This is a genomic window from Micromonospora sp. NPDC005173 (assembly GCF_040608515.1).
Taxonomy (GTDB): Bacteria; Actinomycetota; Actinomycetes; order Mycobacteriales; family Micromonosporaceae; genus Micromonospora.
Genome location: NZ_JBEXIK010000056.1, coordinates 1 through 16,104, shown reverse-complemented (window position 1 = coordinate 16,104; position 16,104 = coordinate 1). Strand labels below are relative to the sequence as shown.

General features: G+C 73.0%; 17 protein-coding genes. 11 read left to right on the top strand and 6 right to left on the bottom strand.

Annotated elements, in window-relative coordinates; all coding sequences use genetic code 11:
• Nucleotides 1-15: 15 nt before the first annotated feature.
• From hisN to aroA, 3 genes are read right to left on the bottom strand one after another with little or no spacing between them, the layout of a single operon-like run.
• On the bottom strand, nucleotides 16-834 hold the full coding sequence (gene hisN / locus ABZV00_RS33475; RefSeq protein WP_355613652.1) for a histidinol-phosphatase: 819 nt from the start codon (nucleotides 832-834) through the stop codon (nucleotides 16-18).
• A gap of 28 nt (nucleotides 835-862) precedes the next feature.
• Nucleotides 863-2,023, bottom strand: coding sequence for a ribosome small subunit-dependent GTPase A (gene rsgA / locus ABZV00_RS33470; protein ID WP_355613650.1), 1,161 nt, complete (start codon nucleotides 2,021-2,023; stop codon nucleotides 863-865).
• A complete protein-coding gene (aroA, locus tag ABZV00_RS33465) occupies nucleotides 1,993-3,294 on the bottom strand; it encodes a 3-phosphoshikimate 1-carboxyvinyltransferase (protein WP_328420052.1) in 1,302 nt (433 codons plus the stop codon). Before aroA ends, rsgA begins: the two co-directional genes overlap by 31 nt.
• Before the next feature lie 103 nt (nucleotides 3,295-3,397).
• On the opposite strand from aroA, the gene ABZV00_RS33460 reads away from it, so the two are divergent.
• The 5 genes from ABZV00_RS33460 to rsrA all read left to right on the top strand — a co-directional run bounded on the left by ABZV00_RS33460 (nucleotide 3,398) and on the right by rsrA (nucleotide 6,769).
• Nucleotides 3,398-4,108 carry an SOS response-associated peptidase gene (locus ABZV00_RS33460; protein ID WP_355613648.1) on the top strand — a complete coding sequence of 237 codons (711 nt, stop codon included), beginning with the start codon at nucleotides 3,398-3,400 and terminating at the stop codon, nucleotides 4,106-4,108.
• Between the two features lie 196 nt (nucleotides 4,109-4,304).
• Complete coding sequence (locus ABZV00_RS33455) at nucleotides 4,305-4,697, top strand: WhiB family transcriptional regulator (RefSeq protein WP_328420048.1); 393 nt, start codon at nucleotides 4,305-4,307, stop codon at nucleotides 4,695-4,697.
• 55 nt (nucleotides 4,698-4,752) lie between these two features.
• Entirely contained in the window at nucleotides 4,753-5,370 is a 618-nt protein-coding gene (locus ABZV00_RS33450; RefSeq protein WP_355613683.1) for an alpha/beta family hydrolase, read from the top strand.
• Nucleotides 5,371-5,652: 282 nt separating this feature from the next.
• Complete coding sequence (locus ABZV00_RS33445; protein ID WP_355613646.1) at nucleotides 5,653-6,480, top strand: sigma-70 family RNA polymerase sigma factor; 828 nt, start codon at nucleotides 5,653-5,655, stop codon at nucleotides 6,478-6,480.
• A gap of 1 nt (nucleotide 6,481) precedes the next feature.
• Nucleotides 6,482-6,769 carry a mycothiol system anti-sigma-R factor gene (gene rsrA, locus ABZV00_RS33440; protein ID WP_328420042.1) on the top strand — a complete coding sequence of 96 codons (288 nt, stop codon included), beginning with the start codon at nucleotides 6,482-6,484 and terminating at the stop codon, nucleotides 6,767-6,769.
• A gap of 122 nt (nucleotides 6,770-6,891) precedes the next feature.
• On the opposite strand, the gene ABZV00_RS33435 is transcribed toward rsrA, so the two are convergent.
• Nucleotides 6,892-7,050 (bottom strand): hypothetical protein, encoded by a 159-nt coding sequence (locus ABZV00_RS33435; protein ID WP_355613644.1) that lies wholly within the window; start codon nucleotides 7,048-7,050, stop codon nucleotides 6,892-6,894.
• Between the two features lie 137 nt (nucleotides 7,051-7,187).
• Between ABZV00_RS33435 and ABZV00_RS33430 the strand changes: the two genes are divergently transcribed.
• Both ABZV00_RS33430 and ABZV00_RS33425 read left to right on the top strand, forming a co-directional pair.
• A complete protein-coding gene (locus tag ABZV00_RS33430) occupies nucleotides 7,188-7,409 on the top strand; it encodes a biotin/lipoyl-binding carrier protein (RefSeq protein WP_355613643.1) in 222 nt (73 codons plus the stop codon).
• Nucleotides 7,406-7,915, top strand: a complete 510-nt coding sequence (locus ABZV00_RS33425) for a GNAT family N-acetyltransferase (RefSeq protein ID WP_355613641.1) — start codon at nucleotides 7,406-7,408, stop codon at nucleotides 7,913-7,915. Before ABZV00_RS33430 ends, ABZV00_RS33425 begins: the two co-directional genes overlap by 4 nt.
• Before the next feature lie 51 nt (nucleotides 7,916-7,966).
• Here the strand turns inward: ABZV00_RS33425 and ABZV00_RS33420 are convergent, their stop codons facing one another.
• The gene (locus ABZV00_RS33420; protein WP_355613639.1) at nucleotides 7,967-8,578 is read right to left on the bottom strand and encodes a TetR/AcrR family transcriptional regulator; all 612 of its coding nucleotides are present in this window, start codon (nucleotides 8,576-8,578) and stop codon (nucleotides 7,967-7,969) included.
• Nucleotides 8,579-8,689: 111 nt separating this feature from the next.
• On the opposite strand from ABZV00_RS33420, the gene ABZV00_RS33415 reads away from it, so the two are divergent.
• A complete protein-coding gene (locus ABZV00_RS33415) occupies nucleotides 8,690-10,267 on the top strand; it encodes an MDR family MFS transporter (RefSeq protein WP_355613637.1) in 1,578 nt (525 codons plus the stop codon).
• Here ABZV00_RS33415 and ABZV00_RS33410 read toward each other — a convergent pair whose 3' ends face one another.
• On the bottom strand, nucleotides 10,268-12,106 hold the full coding sequence (locus ABZV00_RS33410; RefSeq protein ID WP_355613635.1) for a tetratricopeptide repeat protein: 1,839 nt from the start codon (nucleotides 12,104-12,106) through the stop codon (nucleotides 10,268-10,270). It lies immediately after the preceding gene.
• Between the two features lie 189 nt (nucleotides 12,107-12,295).
• On the opposite strand from ABZV00_RS33410, the gene ABZV00_RS33405 reads away from it, so the two are divergent.
• The 3 genes from ABZV00_RS33405 to ABZV00_RS33395 all read left to right on the top strand — a co-directional run.
• On the top strand, nucleotides 12,296-13,327 hold the full coding sequence (locus ABZV00_RS33405; protein ID WP_355613681.1) for an SIS domain-containing protein: 1,032 nt from the start codon (nucleotides 12,296-12,298) through the stop codon (nucleotides 13,325-13,327).
• 24 nt (nucleotides 13,328-13,351) lie between these two features.
• A complete protein-coding gene (locus ABZV00_RS33400; RefSeq protein WP_355613633.1) occupies nucleotides 13,352-14,956 on the top strand; it encodes a histidine kinase N-terminal domain-containing protein in 1,605 nt (534 codons plus the stop codon).
• 216 nt (nucleotides 14,957-15,172) lie between these two features.
• Nucleotides 15,173-16,104, top strand: a 932-nt coding sequence (locus ABZV00_RS33395; RefSeq protein WP_355613631.1) for an ISL3 family transposase, incomplete at its 3' end; no start/stop codon positions are given.

Sequence of the window (16,104 nt, the reverse complement as noted above, 5' to 3'; positions counted from 1 at the left end):
AGAGGTTGCCCGGGGTCAATGCTCGGCTGGTCGATTCAGCCGGGCGAGGATGTCGGCGTGCAGCACACCGTTGGTGGCCACCGCGCTGCTCTCGGTGCCCGGCGCGCCAGCCGGAGCCGGTCGACCGGCCAGATCCGTGACCGTGCCACCCGCCTCGGTGACGATCGGCACCAGCGCCGCCACGTCCCACAGCGACAACTCCGGCTCGACCATCACGTCCAGTGCACCCTCGGCCAGCAGCATGTAGCCGTAGAAGTCGCCGTACGCCCGGCTGCGCCAACTGTCGCGCATCAGGTCGAGCATCGCGTCGAGCCGCCCGGCGCGTTCCCACCCGTTCAGGGACGAGTAACAGAAGCTGGCGTCGGCGATCCGTCGCACCGCGGAGACGCCGATCCGCTCGCCGGCCGCGGGGCCCGGCCCGGCGTACGCGCCCGCGCCCGCGCTCGCCCACCAGCGCCGGCCCAGCGCCGGGGCGGACACCACGCCGACCACCGGCCGGTCACCGTCGAGGAGCGCGATCAGGGTGGCCCAGACAGGCACGCCGCGGACGAAGTTCTTGGTGCCGTCGATCGGGTCGATGATCCACCGCCGGCCGTCCGGGTCGCTCGCCGGCTGGGCGCCGTACTCCTCGCCGAGCAGGCCGTCGCCCGGCCGGTGCTCGGCCAGCAAAGCGCGAATCTCCCGCTCCACGGCGGTGTCCGCGTCGGACACCGGGGTCAGATCAGGCTTCGCCTCGACCCGCAGGTCGAGCGCCCGGAACCGGGCCGTGGCGATGGCGTCGGCCCGGTCGGCGAGCAGGTGGGCGAGGGCGAGGTCGTCGGCGTACCCGGTCATGCCGGCAACCTAGCCGACGCCGGGTGGCTCACTCGTCGGGCCCGCGCCGGTCGCCCTCGCCGGGCCCGCGCTGGTCGGTCTCGCCGCGCTGGTCGCCGTCGCCGGCCCGGGAGGCGAGCAACCGGCGGTACGAGGCCAGCCGGCGCGGGTCGGCCTTGCCGGCGGCCACCCAGGCGTCCAGCCCGCAGTCGGCCTCGTCGGCCGTGTGCGGGCAGTTGGGTGGGCAGTCGGCGGTCCCCTCGACCAGGTCGGGGAAGCCGTGCAGCAGGCTGTCGGCGGAGACGTGCGCCAGCCCGAAGCTGCGGATGCCCGGGGTGTCGATGATCCAGCCCGGGTCGGTGTCGATGCCGGGGATCGGTGGCAGCCGCAGCGCCACCGCACTGGTCGAGGTGTGCCGGCCACGGCCGATCGCGCTGACCACGCCGACCGCCCGAAGGGCGTCCGGGACGAGGCGGTTGACCAGTGTCGACTTGCCCACACCGGAGTGCCCGACCAGCACCGACACCCGGCCGGCGAGCAGCGCGCGCAGCGCGTCCAGGTCGGAGTCGGGGCGGTTCAGCACGTACGGCAGCTCCAGCTCCGTGTAGTAGCCCAGCACCTCCTCCGGCCCGGCCAGGTCGGCCTTGGTGAGGCAGAGCAGTGGGTCGATGTCCGCGTCGTACGCGGCCACCAGGCAGCGGTCGATGAACCCGGTGCGCGGCGGCGGGTCGGCCAGCGCGCTGACGATCACCAACTGGTCGGCGTTGGCCACCACCACCCGCTCCAGCCGGCCCTCGGCGGTGGTCTCGTCGTCGTCGGCGGTGCGGCGCAGCACCGAGCGGCGCTCGGCGATCCGGACGATGCGGGCGAGAGCGCCCTCCGCGCCGGAGGTGTCCCCGACCAGGCTGACCCGGTCGCCCACCACGACCGACTTGCGGCCCAGCTCACGAGCCCGCATGGCGGTGACCGTGGGCAGCTCGGCCCCGACCACGCCGTGCTCGGCCCCGGCCAGCACGCAGGTGTAGCGCCCCCGGTCGACGGCGATGACGAAGCCGTCCACCGCGTCGGCGTGCCGGGGTCGGGTGCGGGTACGCGGACGCGACGATTTCCCGGGTCGGACCCGTACGTCGTCCTCGTCGTACTCCCGCCGTTTGGTCGCCAGGACCGCCCCCTGTCGCGTCAGCTCTTGCCGGTCACCATCGCTGACCATAGTGCCGGGAACTCCGGCATGGTCTTGGAGGTACACCCGACGTCGTCCACCTCGATGCCCGGCACGGCGAGCCCGGCCACCGCGGCGGCGTGCGCCATCCGGTGGTCGTGGTAGGTGCGGAACACGCCGCCGCGCAGCGGCCGGGGCCGGATCTCCAGCCCGTCCGGAGCCTCGGTGACGTCCGCCCCGAGTGCGGTGAACTCCCGCGCCAGCGCGGTCAGCCGGTCGGTCTCGTGGCCGCGGATGTGCCCGATGCCGGTGAAGGACGACGGCGAGTCGGCCAGCATGGCCAGCGCGGTCAGCGCCGGCGTCAGCTCGCTGACGTCGGAGAGGTCGGCGGTCAGGCCGTGCACCACGCCGGTGCCCCGGACGGTCAGCCCGGTGGTGGAGAGGGTGACCTCGCCACCCATCCGGTGCAGTAGCGAGCGGAGCTGCTCGACCGGCTGGGCGCTGCTGCGCGGCCAGCCCTGGAGGGTGACCTCGCCGCCGGTGACCAGGGCGGCGGCGAAGAACGGCACCGCACCGGAGAGGTCCGGCTCGATCTCCCAGCCGCGCCCGGTGAGCGGGCCGGGCTCGACGGTCCACACGTCGGGGGTGGTGTCGTCGACCGCCGCGCCAGCGGCCCGCAGCATCTGCACCGTCATCCGCAGGTGCGGCGCGGACGGCACCGGCGGGCCGACGTGCCGCACCACGACGCCCCGGTCGAAGCGCGGCGCGGCCAGCAGCAGCCCGGAGACCAGTTGGCTGGAGGCGGAGGCGTCGATCACCACTTCACCGCCGGTGACCCCGCCGGAGCCGAGCACGGTCAGCGGCAGGCTGCCCGCGCCGCTGGCGTCGATCCGGACGCCCAGCGAGCGCAGCGCGCCGATCAGCGGGCCGAGCGGCCGGGTGCGGGCCTGCGGGTCGCCGTCGAAGGTGATCCGTCCGTCGGCCAGCCCGGCCACCGGCGGGACGAACCGCATCACCGTGCCGGCCAGGCCCACGTCCACGTGCGCCGGGCCGGCCAGCGGGTGCGGCCGCACGAGCCAGCGTTCGTCGTCGCTGATCGACACGTGCGCGCCCATCGCCCGCAGGCCGGCCGCCATCAGCTCGGTGTCCCGGGCGCGCAGCGGCCCGGCCAGGGTCGACGGGCCGGCGGCCAGTGCGCTGAGCACCAGGGCACGCGCGGTCATCGACTTGGACCCGGGCAGGCGCAGCGTGGCCGCCACCGGGTCGGACGCGGTCGGTGCGGTCCACGGCTGCGGCGGCCGGGTCGCGATCAGGTTCCCCACGGTTACATTCTGCCGTGTCGGCCGGTGGGCGGCGCCGAACGGCGGTCGTACTCCCGGTTGGCGGGACAGCCGGCGGGGCCCTCGACGGGTTAGCGTGTGCCCCATGTGCGGCAGGTACGCGACGACCCGGAGCTCCGGTGAGCTGAGCGCGTTGTTCGAGTCGTCGGACGACACCGACGGCCGGATCCTGCCTGATCACAACGTCGCACCCACCGACCCGGTGCCGCTGGTCCGGGTCACCCCGGAGGGGCACCGCTCCCTCTGCGTCGGACGCTGGGGCCTGCTGCCGCACTGGTCCCGGTCCGCCGCTGGCGCGGCCCGCATGATCAACGCGCGGGCGGAGACGGTGGCCACCAGCCGGGCGTACGCCGGGGCGTTCGCCCGTCGTCGCTGCCTGGTCCCGGCCGACGGCTGGTACGAGTGGGTCCGCCAGCCCGACGGCGGGCGTCAGGCGTATTACATGACGCCCACCGACGGCTCGGTGCTCGCTCTGGCCGGCATCTGGTCGATCTGGGAGTCCGGTGCCGACACCCGGCTCACCTTCAGCGTGCTGACCACCGCGGCGCTCGGCGAGCTGGCCGAGGTGCACGACCGGATGCCGGTGCTGCTGCCGCCCGAGCGGTGGTCGGCGTGGCTGGCGTCGACCGACGAGCCGGACCGGCTGCTCGCCCCGCCGACGGCGGACCGGCTGGCCGGGTTGGAGATCCGCCCGGTCGGGCCGGCGGTGGGCGACGTCCGCAACGACGGGCCGCAGTTGATCGCGCGGGTGCCGGTGGCGCCAACGGTCGCGCCGCAGGAGCTGACCCTGTTCTGAGGCCCACGCGCATCGTCGGGCGCCGATTTGCCAGGGTTGCGCGCGATTCGTCTCCTGACCGTTCAGTCATGTTCCCGGCAACCCCTTGTCTCAGTGTCCGGAAGTGCGATAGAACACAGCGCCGGTAGTGGGTGTCGATTCGCACGGGGCGGACGACATCCATCGATCTTGCCGGTCCCACGGGGGAGGTGGGTGGATGACACGGGCGCGTATGCCCCGCCCGCACGAGGTGGCTGCGGCGCGGCGAGATCCGCGACTGCTGCGAGCCTTGCAGGAACGGCGACAGGATGACAGTTGGCGCACCAGAGGGACGTGCCAGAGCGTCGATCCAGAGACCTTCTTTCCGGCGCCGAACGAGCCGGCGGACGCCGCTGTCGCGCTGTGCCGCAGTTGCGACGTACAGGGGTCCTGTCTGGCCTGGGCTCTGGAGGTGGGTGACTGCCACGGCGTGTGGGGCGGCACCACGCCCCGGGAGCGGCGGGCGATGCTGGTCGCCTGGCGCGGCGAGGTCCAGCCGGATCCGGACGCCGTCGACGACGCGGGCCCGCCGGTGCGGGACCGCCTGCTCACCCTGGTGCCGCTGAGCTGAACGCCGGCCGGGTCCTGTCCCGGGCGCCGACCTGGCGGCGCAGAATGGTGCGGTGCTGCTGCCCAGCGACGAGATCGAGACTCCGCGCGGTCCGGCGCGGATCGACACCGACCTGCCGGCCCGGCCGGCTGCCACGCTGTTGGTGCTCGGGCACGGTGCGGGCGGCAGCGTGGACGCGCCCGACCTGCTCGCGGTACGGGAGGCGGCGGTCGCGGTCGGCCTGGCGGTGGTCCGGGTGACCCAGCCCTACCGGGTCGCCGGCCGGCGTGCGCCGGCCCCCGCCGGGCACCTCGACGAGGCGTGGACCGCAGTGCTCGCTGCGCTGCGCGAAAGGCACCCGGACGTCCCGACACTGCTGGTCGGCGGTCGGTCCAGCGGTGCGCGGGTGGCCTGCCGGACGGCCCGCGCAGTGGGCGCGGCCGGCGTCGTCGCGCTGGCCTTTCCGCTGCACCCGCCCGGCCGGCCGGAACGCTCCCGGGCCAGCGAACTGGATACCGGCCTGCCGACGTTGGTGGTCAACGGCGACCGGGACCCGTTCGGGATGCCGGAGCCGGGGCCGGCCGTGCAGGTGGTGACCCGACCCGGCGAAACCCATGACCTGCGGCGGGATCCGGTCGGTACGGCGGCCGTGGTCCGGGACTGGCTGAGCGCCCAGGGCTGGGCGGCCGGCTGATCCGTGCTGCCGCGCCGAACCCGGTCGCGGCCGCGCGCGTGAACGCCTGCCACAGCATCGGTCGGTCGGCCGGACCGTGTCCGGTGCCGGGCGCGGGTCGTTGCATCCGATGGTGCCGCTGGCCCGATTCGGACGGGCGGTGCCAGTCCTCCCAGGCCCTTCCTGGTCCCAGCGCCGGCTGTCGCCGGGGCTGGGACCAGGAACGGGACGGCCGGCCGGAATGCCCCACCCGTTGTCCCGCGTTACTACCCCCGGACGACTTTTCTGCGAGGGGGGTGACGGGTGCCAACCGATACACGGAGCCTGGAACGGGACGAACGGGACGCCCGGCAGCTGAAGCGGCTGTTGGATGGCCCGGACTGGCCCGCGACGGCGGGACCGGGCGGGGCGGGTGCGGTGAGCACGAGCACACCGGCCGGAAGTGAATCTGTGGGCAGGTCCGTGCGCGTATCCTCGGCGGGAAAGCATCCGACGCGAGGGGATGTGCGGTTGACCACCGAGAAGACGGACGAGCGCAGGGCCCGTTTCGAGCGGGACGCGATGCCATTCGTCGATCAGCTCTACGCTGCTGGGCTGCGGATGACGCGCAACCCGGCGGATGCCGAGGACCTGGTCCAAGAGACCTACCTGAAGGCGTACGCCGCCTTCCACCAGTTCGAGCAGGGCACCAACCTGAAGGCCTGGCTCTACCGGATCCTGACCAACACCTACATCAACTCCTATCGCAAGCGGCAGCGCCAGCCGATCCAGGCGCCCACCGAGGAGATCACCGACTGGCAGCTCGCCGAGGCCGAGTCGCACACCTCCAGTGGGCTGCGCTCCGCCGAGACCGAGGCACTGGACCGGCTGCCGGACAGCGACGTCAAGGAGGCCCTCCAGCAGTTGCCGGAGGAGTTCCGCCTGGCCGTCTACCTCACCGATGTCGAGGGCTTCTCGTACAAGGAGGTCGCCGACATCATGGGCACGCCGATCGGCACCGTGATGTCGCGCCTGCACCGGGGCCGTCGTAATCTGCGCAAGCTGCTTGAGCGCTACGCCGCGGAGCGGGGCTTCAGCCCGGCCCGCTCGTCGAAGGGCTCGACCGCTGCCGCTGCCGGCCGGGAGGTGTGACGTGAGCTGTGGGAAGCCGCACGAGACGGACTGCCGCGAGGTGCTCGCGGAGGTCTATCTCTACCTGGATCTGGAGTGCGCCGACGAGCGGCGCTCGTTGATCCGGCACCACCTCGACGAGTGCGGGCCCTGCCTGCGCGAGTACGGCCTCGAGCAGGAGGTGCGGGCGCTGGTGGCTCGTTGCTGCGGCAACGAGACCGCGCCGGACGAGCTGCGCGAGCGGCTGCGGGTCAAGCTCACTGAGCTGGTGGTCTTCGAGACCAGCGATTCCCGCGAGTTGGCCGACTGACGTCGGCGTACTGATCGGACAAACAACCGGTGGCCCGGGTCGATGTCGACCCGGGCCACCGTCGTACCCGGAGTCCCCCGGGCTGGGCTGAGCGGTGACGGGCCGTCGGCCCGTCGGCGCGTTCAGGAGTTGGGACGCTTGCCGTGGTTCGCGTTGCTCTTCTTCCGGGCCTTCTTCTTCCGGGACTTCTTCGCCATGCTGACCTCCTCGTGATGGGTCGGAACCGTCCTGCGCACGTCCTCGCGCCGGTGCACCCACCGGCGGCCCGGCGGCGGTTCCAACCCGCTGATGGTAGTGCGGCCGGCACCCGACACCTTCCCCAGGGGCGGCCGGGCACCCTTGCAACACCGCTCTGCGCCCACCGTCGCCCGCCGCATGATTGGATACGTCGGCAGGCACATCGGGAAAAGGGAGGGCCGTGCACATGGCCGAGGAGATCCGCGCCGAGATGGTGGCGAACGTCTGGAAGGTCGTGGCATCGGCCGGCGACACCGTGTCCGAGGGCGACACCCTGGTGATCCTCGAGTCGATGAAGATGGAGATCCCGGTCATCGCCGAGTCCGACGGTGTGCTCAAGCAGCTCGCCGTCAACGAGGGCGACGTCGTGCAGGACGGCGACCTCATCGCGGTGATCGATTGACCGGCCTGCGGGTCCGGCGCGCCGAGCCGGCCGACTTCCCGGCGGTGGCCCGGCTGACCGTGGCCGCGTACGAGGCGGACGGCCAGCTCAAGGGCGAGCACGGGTACGGCGCGGTGCTGGCCGACGTGTCGACCCGGGCCGACAGCGGCGAGGTGCTGGTCGCGGTGGACGAGGCGACCGGCGCGGTGCTCGGCTCGGTCACCTTCGTGCTGCCGGGCACCCCGTTCGCCGAGCTCTCCGGCCCCGGCGAGGCGGAGTTCCGGATGCTCGCGGTCGACCCGGCCGGGCAGGGGCGAGGTGTCGGTGCGGCGCTGGCCCAGGCGTGCGTCGACCGCGCGGCCGAGCTGGGCTGCACGGCGGTGGTGATCTGCGTCCGCGCGGGGATGGCCGCCTCGGCGCACCGGCTGTACGAGCGGCTCGGCTTCGTCCGGTCGCCGGAGCAGGACTGGTCGCCGGTGCCGGGCGTGGACCTGCTCGGCCTGCGCCGGGAGCTGTCCCGAGGCTGAGATGCCGGAGCCGCCCCGAGGCTGAGATGCCGGGGCTGAGCCCGCGGTCGATCAGGCGGGCGGGTCGACCGAGGAGGCCGAGGCCGCGTTCCCGTCTGGCGCCGGGCCGATGGCGGCAAGCAGCTCGTCAGCCACCTCCAGGGCGATCCGGCGGCGCTCGTCGTCGGTGATGCCCGGCGTTCGTACCGCGAACCAGCTGCTGTGCACCGCGAACAGCGACAACGCGGCGCGCAGTTGGGCGGCGGGGGAGTCGTCGCCCCGGCAGAGCGCGAAAGCCAGCTGCATCATCCGGCTGCGCATCTGCTGGCCGGACGAGTGGCTCTTCAGCACGGTCTGGTTCTGCTCGAAGAAGCGCATCACCGATGGCTGCTCGCCACCGAACATCGTGTCGGCGTACCGGGAGATCAGCGCGCGCCGGGTATCGAGGGTCGGGGGCTGCGAGTCGGCCCAGGCGATCAGCGCGTCCATCCGCTCCAGGCGCTCCTCGACGAAGCTGGCGACGATGTCGTCCTTGCTCTTGAAGTGGTAGTAGAGCGCTGCCTTGGTGACGTTGAGGCGCTCGGCGATCTCCCGCAGCGAGGTTTTCTCGTACCCCTGCTCGGTGAAGAGCTCGAGCGCGACGACCTTGATCCGCTCCCGAGTGCCGCCTGTGCTCTCCCTCACCCATGCCCCCAAATCGGTTGACCGTCAGTTGGCACCCAACTTACCGTGCGGCTAGTAAGGTAACTAGCCGGCCGGCAAGTAAGCGTGGCAATCCTCGGGGGGAGCTTACCCATGACTCAGGCAACCCAGGCCACAGTGCGACCGAACGTACGGGTCGTGCTGTTCGGGCTGATGATCGCGATGATGCTCGCGATGCTCGACAACATGATCGTCAGCACCGCGCTGCCGCGGATCGTCGGCGAGTTCGGCGGGCTCGGCCACTTCACCTGGGTGGTCACCGCGTACGTCCTGGGCACCACCGTCTCCACCCCGATCTGGGGCAAGCTCGGTGACCTCTACGGCCGCAAGTCGGTCTTCCTGACCTCGGTCGGCATCTTCCTCCTCGGCTCCGCGCTCTGCGGCATGGCCGGCTCCGGGCTCTTCGGCGGTCCGAGCGACGGCATGGTCCAGCTCATCGCCTTCCGGGCCGTGCAGGGTCTGGGCGCCGGCGGCCTCATGGTCGGCGTGATGGCGATCATCGGTGACCTGGTCCCGCCCCGCGAGCGCGGGCGCTACCAGGGCATGATCGCCGGCATCATGGCCATCGCCATGGTGGCCGGCCCGCTGGTCGGCGGTTTCATCACCGACCACCTCTCCTGGCGCTGGGCGTTCTACGTCAACCTGCCGCTGGGCGGCGTCGCGCTGCTCGTGCTGATCACCACCATGCACCTGCCGAAGTACCGCACCGAGCACCGGATCGACTGGCTCGGCGCCGGGCTGCTCTCGGTCGGCATCACCGCGGTCGTGCTGATCACCACCTGGGGTGGCAACGAGTACGACTGGACCTCACCGCAGATCCTCGGCCTGGCCGTGCTGGCCGCGCTCGCGCTGGTGGCGTTCGGCCTGGTCGAACGCCGGGTCGCCGAGCCGATCCTCCCGCTGGCCCTCTTCGCCAACCGCAACTTCGCACTGGTCTCGCTGATCGGCTTCCTGCTCGGTTTCGCGATGTTCGGCGCGATGAACTTCCTGCCGCTCTACCAGCAGACCGTGCAGGGAGCCTCGGCGACCAACAGTGGCCTGCTGCTGCTGCCGCTGATGTTCGGCATGCTGGTCGTCTCGCTGGTCATCGGGCGGGCGATCACGAAGACCGGCAGGTACCGGGCGTACCCGATCATCGGTGGCGTGGTGATGACCGCGGGCATGGCGCTGCTGACCCTGCTCGACACCGAAACCAGCAAGTTGCAGTCCTCGCTGTACATGGTCGTGCTGGGCGCCGGCATGGGCTTCCTCATGCAGACCTCCATGCTGATCGCGCAGAACAGCGTGGAGCAGAAGGACCTCGGCGCGGCCAGCGGCGCGGCCACCTTCTTCCGGTCGATTGGCGGCTCGTTCGGCATCTCCCTGTTCGGCGCGATCTTCGCGAGCCGGTTGAACGGCTCCAGCGCGGGCGGCGCCTTCGGTGGCGAGGGCGGCGGGATGGACCTGGAGAAGCTCAAGGAGCTGCCGGCCCAGGCGCGTGAGCTGGTGCTCGGCGGTCTCGCCGACGCGATCTCACACGTCTTCCTCTGGGCGGTGCTGTTCACCATCGCGATCCCGGTGCTCGCCTGGTTCATCAAGGAGATCCCGTTGCGCACCGCGAACGAGGCGCCGGCGCAGGCCACCCCGGAGGAGGAGGCCGAGATCGCTCTCGGCAGGGCCCCGGTCGCCTGATCAGGGGCGGGAGCGGAGGGTGGTCAGGCGTTGCCAGAGCCGGCGGAGTGGGTTGCGGGGCCGGGGGAGCTGGGGCGACTGGTTGCCGAGTAGTTCGGTGGCGAGTGCCGCGGTGGCCGGATCCAGTGCCGGTGCGGCCAGCGCCAGGTGGGCCAGTGAGACGGCGATCGGGACCGGCCGCACACGAGCCACCGCCGCCGCGTCGGCCAGCCGCTCGGCCACTACCCGGGCCACGTCCGGCCGCACCGCCGGGTCCACCCAGGCGGCGGTGACCAGGGCGAACAGTGCCGCCTCGGTGACCCAGTCCTCCACCCCCCAGACCAGGTCCAGCAGCACCCGGCGCCGGGTGCTGCCGTCCCACGGCTCGTCGGTCCGGTGGTGCAGCAGCCCCAGGCAGGCCCACACCTGCACGCCGCGTACCCAGACCGACGGGTCGTGGGCGGCCAGCAGTCGGCCCACCGCGTTGGCCGGCGCCGCCGGGGGGTGCACCAGCAGGCCGAGCAGGTCGGCCACATCGAGACCGGCCAGGCCCACGGCGGCGTCGTAGGCGGCCGGCGGGTGTGGCCAGGCCGGGTGCGCGACCTGCCCGATCCGTTCGACCGCCGCCGCCGAGGGCGCCGGCAGCGCGGGCGTCGGCACGGTGTCCGCGTAGTGCCACAGCCGCTGGGCGGACGCCCGCCGGGGCTCGCGCGGATCCGGGTCCGGCGCGCCGGACACCTCGATCCGTAGCCCGGGCGCCACCGAGGTGGCCGTCCGCACGGCGCTCGGCGGCGGCGCCGCCGCCAGGCGTACGGCGCTGCCGAGACCGTTGTCGTCGTCGACGACCGCCTGGCGCAGCGCGTCGACCAGCGGACCGCCGGCCGGTGTCAGCTGACCGAGCCAGGGCCGGCCTCGGCAGCACTGGGCCAGGTCGCCGTGCTCGTGGCTGTCGTCCGGGTGGTCACGGACGAAGTCGGCGAGCGCCACCAGGTGGGACAGGTCACCGTCGCGCAGGTGCCGCAGGCGGTGGGCGGTGTGCACCGCGCAGTCGAACGACGGGTCCCGGGCCAGCGCCCGCTCGGTCCACTCCAGCGCCTCGTCGAGCCGGCCGGTCTCGGCCAGGGTGCCGGCGATGTCGGCATAGATGGCCAGGTCGTCGGGGTCCAGCGCGACGGCCCGGCCGAGCGCCGCGAGGGCTTCGCGGGTCCGGCCGGCGCTGCGGTACGCGTACCCGAGCCAGACCTCGCCCATCTTCGACGGCTGGGACCGTACCCCTCGGGTGGCCCAGCGGATCGCCAGCGTGACCTCGCCGAGCCGCCGGGCCAGCGCGGACGCCGCGCCCAGCAGCAGGCCGTGTTCGGGGCGGACGGTGACCGCGTTGCGGGCCAGCGCGAGGTACGGCGCCAGCGCGCCCCGGCCGGCCCGCGGCACCGGATCGGGCAGTGCGGAGCAGACCTGCATGAGGACCCGGGCGATGTGCTCCGGGTCCAGCCGCTCGGCCAGCTCGGGCGCGGTCACCCACGGCACGCCGGCCCACTCCGTGCCGGGTGCGTACCCGGTCGCCGCGGCCAGCAGCTCCAGCCCTTCGGCGGGGCGGCCGGCAGCGGCCAGCAGGTGGGCCCGGGCGACGACGGCGCCGACGAAGGTGTGGTGATTGAGGGGGAAGAGGTCGAGCCCGCCACCGCCGACCGCGGCCAGCCGGGCCAGCGTCTCGTGCACCTCCGGCAGGGTCGGTGCCCGGGCCAGCGCGCCGGCGAGGTGGCCGGCGGCATGGTCGAGATCACCCTCGTCCAGTGCCAGCCGGGCCAGGGCCAGCTCCTCCGTCGCGGAGAGCGCGGGGTCGTCCCTTCCCTCGGGCACGTCGTCCTCTCGTCGCAGCTACACCGGGTGAAGCGGAACAAGTCTAGTTGATATTGAGATTGGTAGGTGATCAACTGCGCACTACTGCTCGTTCGATTGCTCGGAGCGGACCAAAGATGCAAGACTGAGCAGGAAACGCGCGACAATCGCGCAAAGGGGGGAGTGTCCGTGACACGTGCAGGGGCCGGGATGGCCGCCGACATCGACGAGCAGCCGGCCGGCTACGCCCGCCTGCTCTCCACCACCAACGCCGGCGAGATCGCCCGGGTGGCGGCGGCCGTCGCCGAGCGTCGACCGCGGCACGTGGTCTTCACCGCACGGGGCACCTCCGACCACGCGGCCCTCTACGGGGCGTACCTCACCGAGATTCGTCTCAACCTGCCCGCCGGGCTCGCCTCGCCCAGCGCGGTCACCCTGTTCGGCGCCCGTCCCGACCTGTCCGACGCGTTGGTCGTCGGGGTCAGCCAGAGCGGCGGCTCGCCCGACCTGGCCGAGGTGCTACGCGCAGCCCGGGCCTCCGGCGCGCTGACCCTTGCCGTGACCAACGCCCCAGGGTCCCCGCTGGCCGAGGTTGCCGAGCTGAGCGTCGACATCGCCGCCGGGCACGAGCGCGCAGTCGCCGCCACCAAGACGTACACCGCCGAGCTGCTCGCCCTGCTGATGCTCGTGGAGGGAATCCGGGCCGGCGACGGGGTGCTCCCGGCGGCCGAGCGGGAGGCGCTCGCGGCGCTGCCCGAGCTGGCGGCCCGCACCCTGGCCGACGACACCCCGGCCAAGCTCGCGCCGCGCTACCGGTTCGCCCGTCAACTGGTCACCACCGGGCGCGGGTACGCCTACCCGACCGCCCGGGAGGCCGCGCTGAAGCTGATGGAGACCTCGTACCTGCCGGCGCTCGCCTTCTCCGGCGCCGACCTGCTGCACGGTCCGCTCGCGATGACCGACCCGGAGGTCCCGGTGCTCGCCGTGGTCGGCTCCGGCCCGGGTGGCCGGTCGATGGGGGAGGTGCTGCCCCGCCTCGGCGAACGCCGCGCCGACGTGGTGGTGGTCGGCTCCGCCGACGTGCCCGGTGCCACCCGGCTCGCCGTTCCCGAGGTCGACGAGCGGTACGCCCCGCTGCTGGACATCCTGCCGTTGCAGCGCCTGGCGTTGGCCCTGGCGCTGACCCGGGGCGAGGACCCGGACGCACCGCGCGGGTTGAAGAAGGTCACCGCAACGATGTGAGGCGCGGCGTGGCACGCTGTCACCGTGTCCACGCTGCGCGACCTCGCCGAGGAGCACACCCATCTCCGTCCGGCCGACATCGACCACCTGCACCGGATCGCCGGCGACTGGCAACTGCTCTCCGACCTGTCCTTCGCCGACCTGCTGCTGTGGGTGCCGGTCGACGCCGAGGGCACGTTCCTCTGCGTCGCCCAGGTCCGCCCGACGACCGCGCCCACCGCGTACCAGGACGACCAGGTGGGGCGGATCGTCGGCGGGCCGGAGGTGGCCCACCTGGGGGTGGCGTACTCCCAGGGCCGGATCTGGCGGGAGGGCGACCCGGTCTGGTACGGCGACGTGCCGGCCCGGCACGAGGCGATCCCGGTCCGGCTGCGCACCGCCGAGGGCGAGGCCGGCGAGGTGGTCGCCGTGGTCGGCCGGGACACCAACCTCTCCACCGCGCGTACCCCCAGCCAGCTGGAGCTCAACTACCTGACCACGGCCGACGACCTGGCCCAGATGATCGCGGACGGCACCTTCCCGCCGCCCCGGCACCCCGGCGAGACCACCTCCGCGCCCCGTGTCGGCGACGGGCTGGTCCGCCTGGATGCCGGCGGCAAGGTCACCTACGCCAGCCCGAACGCACAGTCCGCGTACCGCAGGCTGGGCTACGCCGCCCACCTGGTGGGGGAGGACCTGGCCGCGCTGCACCGCCGGCTGGCCGGCGACCCGCTGGACGGCACCGAGGCGGCGAACGGCATCCTGGCCGCGCTGCGCGGCGAGGCGCCGCCCCGGCGGGAGATCGACGCACGCGGTGCCACGATGCTCACCCGGGCGCTGCCGCTGATGCCCGCCGGGGTACCGATCGGCGCGCTGGTGCTGGTCCGGGACATCACCGAGGTCCGTCGCCGGGACCGGGCCCTGATCACCAAGGACGCCACCATCCGGGAGATCCACCACCGGGTGAAGAACAACCTCCAGACGGTGGCCGCGCTGCTGCGGTTGCAGGCCCGCCGGGTGGCCATGCCGGAGGCCAAGGTCGCCCTGGAGGAGTCGGTCCGCCGGGTCGCCTCGATCGCCCTGGTGCACGAGACGCTCTCCATGTCCAGCGACGAGGCGGTCGAGTTCGACGGCATCGTCGACCGGGTGGCGAGCGCGGCGACCGAGGTCGCGGCGACCGAGGTGAGCGTCGGCATGCGCCGGCAGGGCACCTTCGGCGTGCTGCCAGCGGAGATCGCCACCTCGCTGGTGATGGTCCTCAACGAGTTGCTGCTCAACGCCGTCGAGCACGGCTTCCCGCCCGCGGACGAGGCGGACGAGGCGGGTCCCGCGTACGTCCCGGCCGTGGTGCCCGACGCCGTGCCCGCCGTCGTCCCGGCGACCGGGGCGGTGGACCGGCCGGAGGTGGTGGTCTCGGCGCACCGGTTCCGCAAGATGCTGCACGTCTCGGTGACGGACAACGGGCGCGGGCTGCCGCCCGACTTCGACGCCGAACGCGGCAGCCGGCTCGGCCTCCAGATTGTCCGTGCCCTGGTCACCGGGGAGCTGCGCGGCACCATCGAGCTGCGTGCCGGCGCGAACGGCGGCACCGAGGCGGTGCTCGTCGTCCCGCTGGCCCGCAGCGCGCCCGAGGGCCGCTCGCAACCCTGACCTACCGGCCCCCTCCCCGGCCGGCGTTGGGTGTTCCGCGCCCGGGCGGGTCGGCTCCGGGCGTAGATGTGCGGATGAGCGCGATACCTGTGAGTCATATTTATGGGTCTTGTGACGTGTCTGTGGGTGGTTGGGCGCGTCGGTGATGGCGCACGCCGTTGTCCTGCCTAGGTTCTGGCTTGTCGAAGGTCAGAACTGGATGGGCAGGAGAACGGCGTGCGTTCTGCCAGGGTATGGGCTGTGCTGCTCGGGGTCGAGCAGGCGGTGGTGGAGGGTGTCGAGTTCGATTCGGTCGAGTCGGTGGTGGTGGCTCGGGTGCGGGTGCGTAAGGGCGCCCGGCATCGGTGTCCGTATTGCGGGCGGCGGTGTGCGCGTTATGACGCCGGGGTGCGGCGGCGGTGGCGGGCGTTGGATCTGGGTGTGGTGCGGGCGGTGGTTGAGGCGGACGCGCCGCGGGTGTCGTGTCCGGTGCATGGGGTGGTGGTCGCGGCGGTGCCGTGGGCGCGTCATGGGGCGGGGCATACGCGGGCGTTCGATCAGACGGTGGCGTGGTTGGCGGTGCACACGGCGAAGTCGGCGGTGTCGCGGTTGATGCGGGTGGGGTGGCGCACCGTTGGGGCGATCGTGGCCCGGGTATGGGCCGACACCGGTGGCCTTGAGGACCGATACGACGGGTTGCGCCGTATCGGCATCGATGAGGTCAGCTACAAGAAGGGCCACCGCTACTTGACGGTGGTCGTGGATCACGACACCGGCCGGTTGGTGTGGGCTGCGCCGGGTAAGAGCGCCGCCACGTTGCAGGCGTTCTTCGACCTGCTCGGCGCCGATCGGGCCGCGAGGATCACGCACGTGTCCGCCGACGGCGCGGACTGGATCACCACGGTCGTGCGTCGCCGCTGCCCGAACGCGGTCCGCTGCGCCGACCCGTTCCACGTCGTGGCCTGGGCCACCGACGCCGTCGATCGGGTTCGCCGCCAGGCCTGGAACGAGGCCACCGGCCGTGGGGCAGGCCGTCGCGGTGTCGCCGTCGGCGCGGCCCGCCAGCTGAAGAACACCCGCTGGGCGTTGTGGAAAAACCCGCAGAACCTCACCGACGCCCAGCAGGCCAAACTCGCCTGGATCGCCAAGACCCACCCCCGCCTGCACCG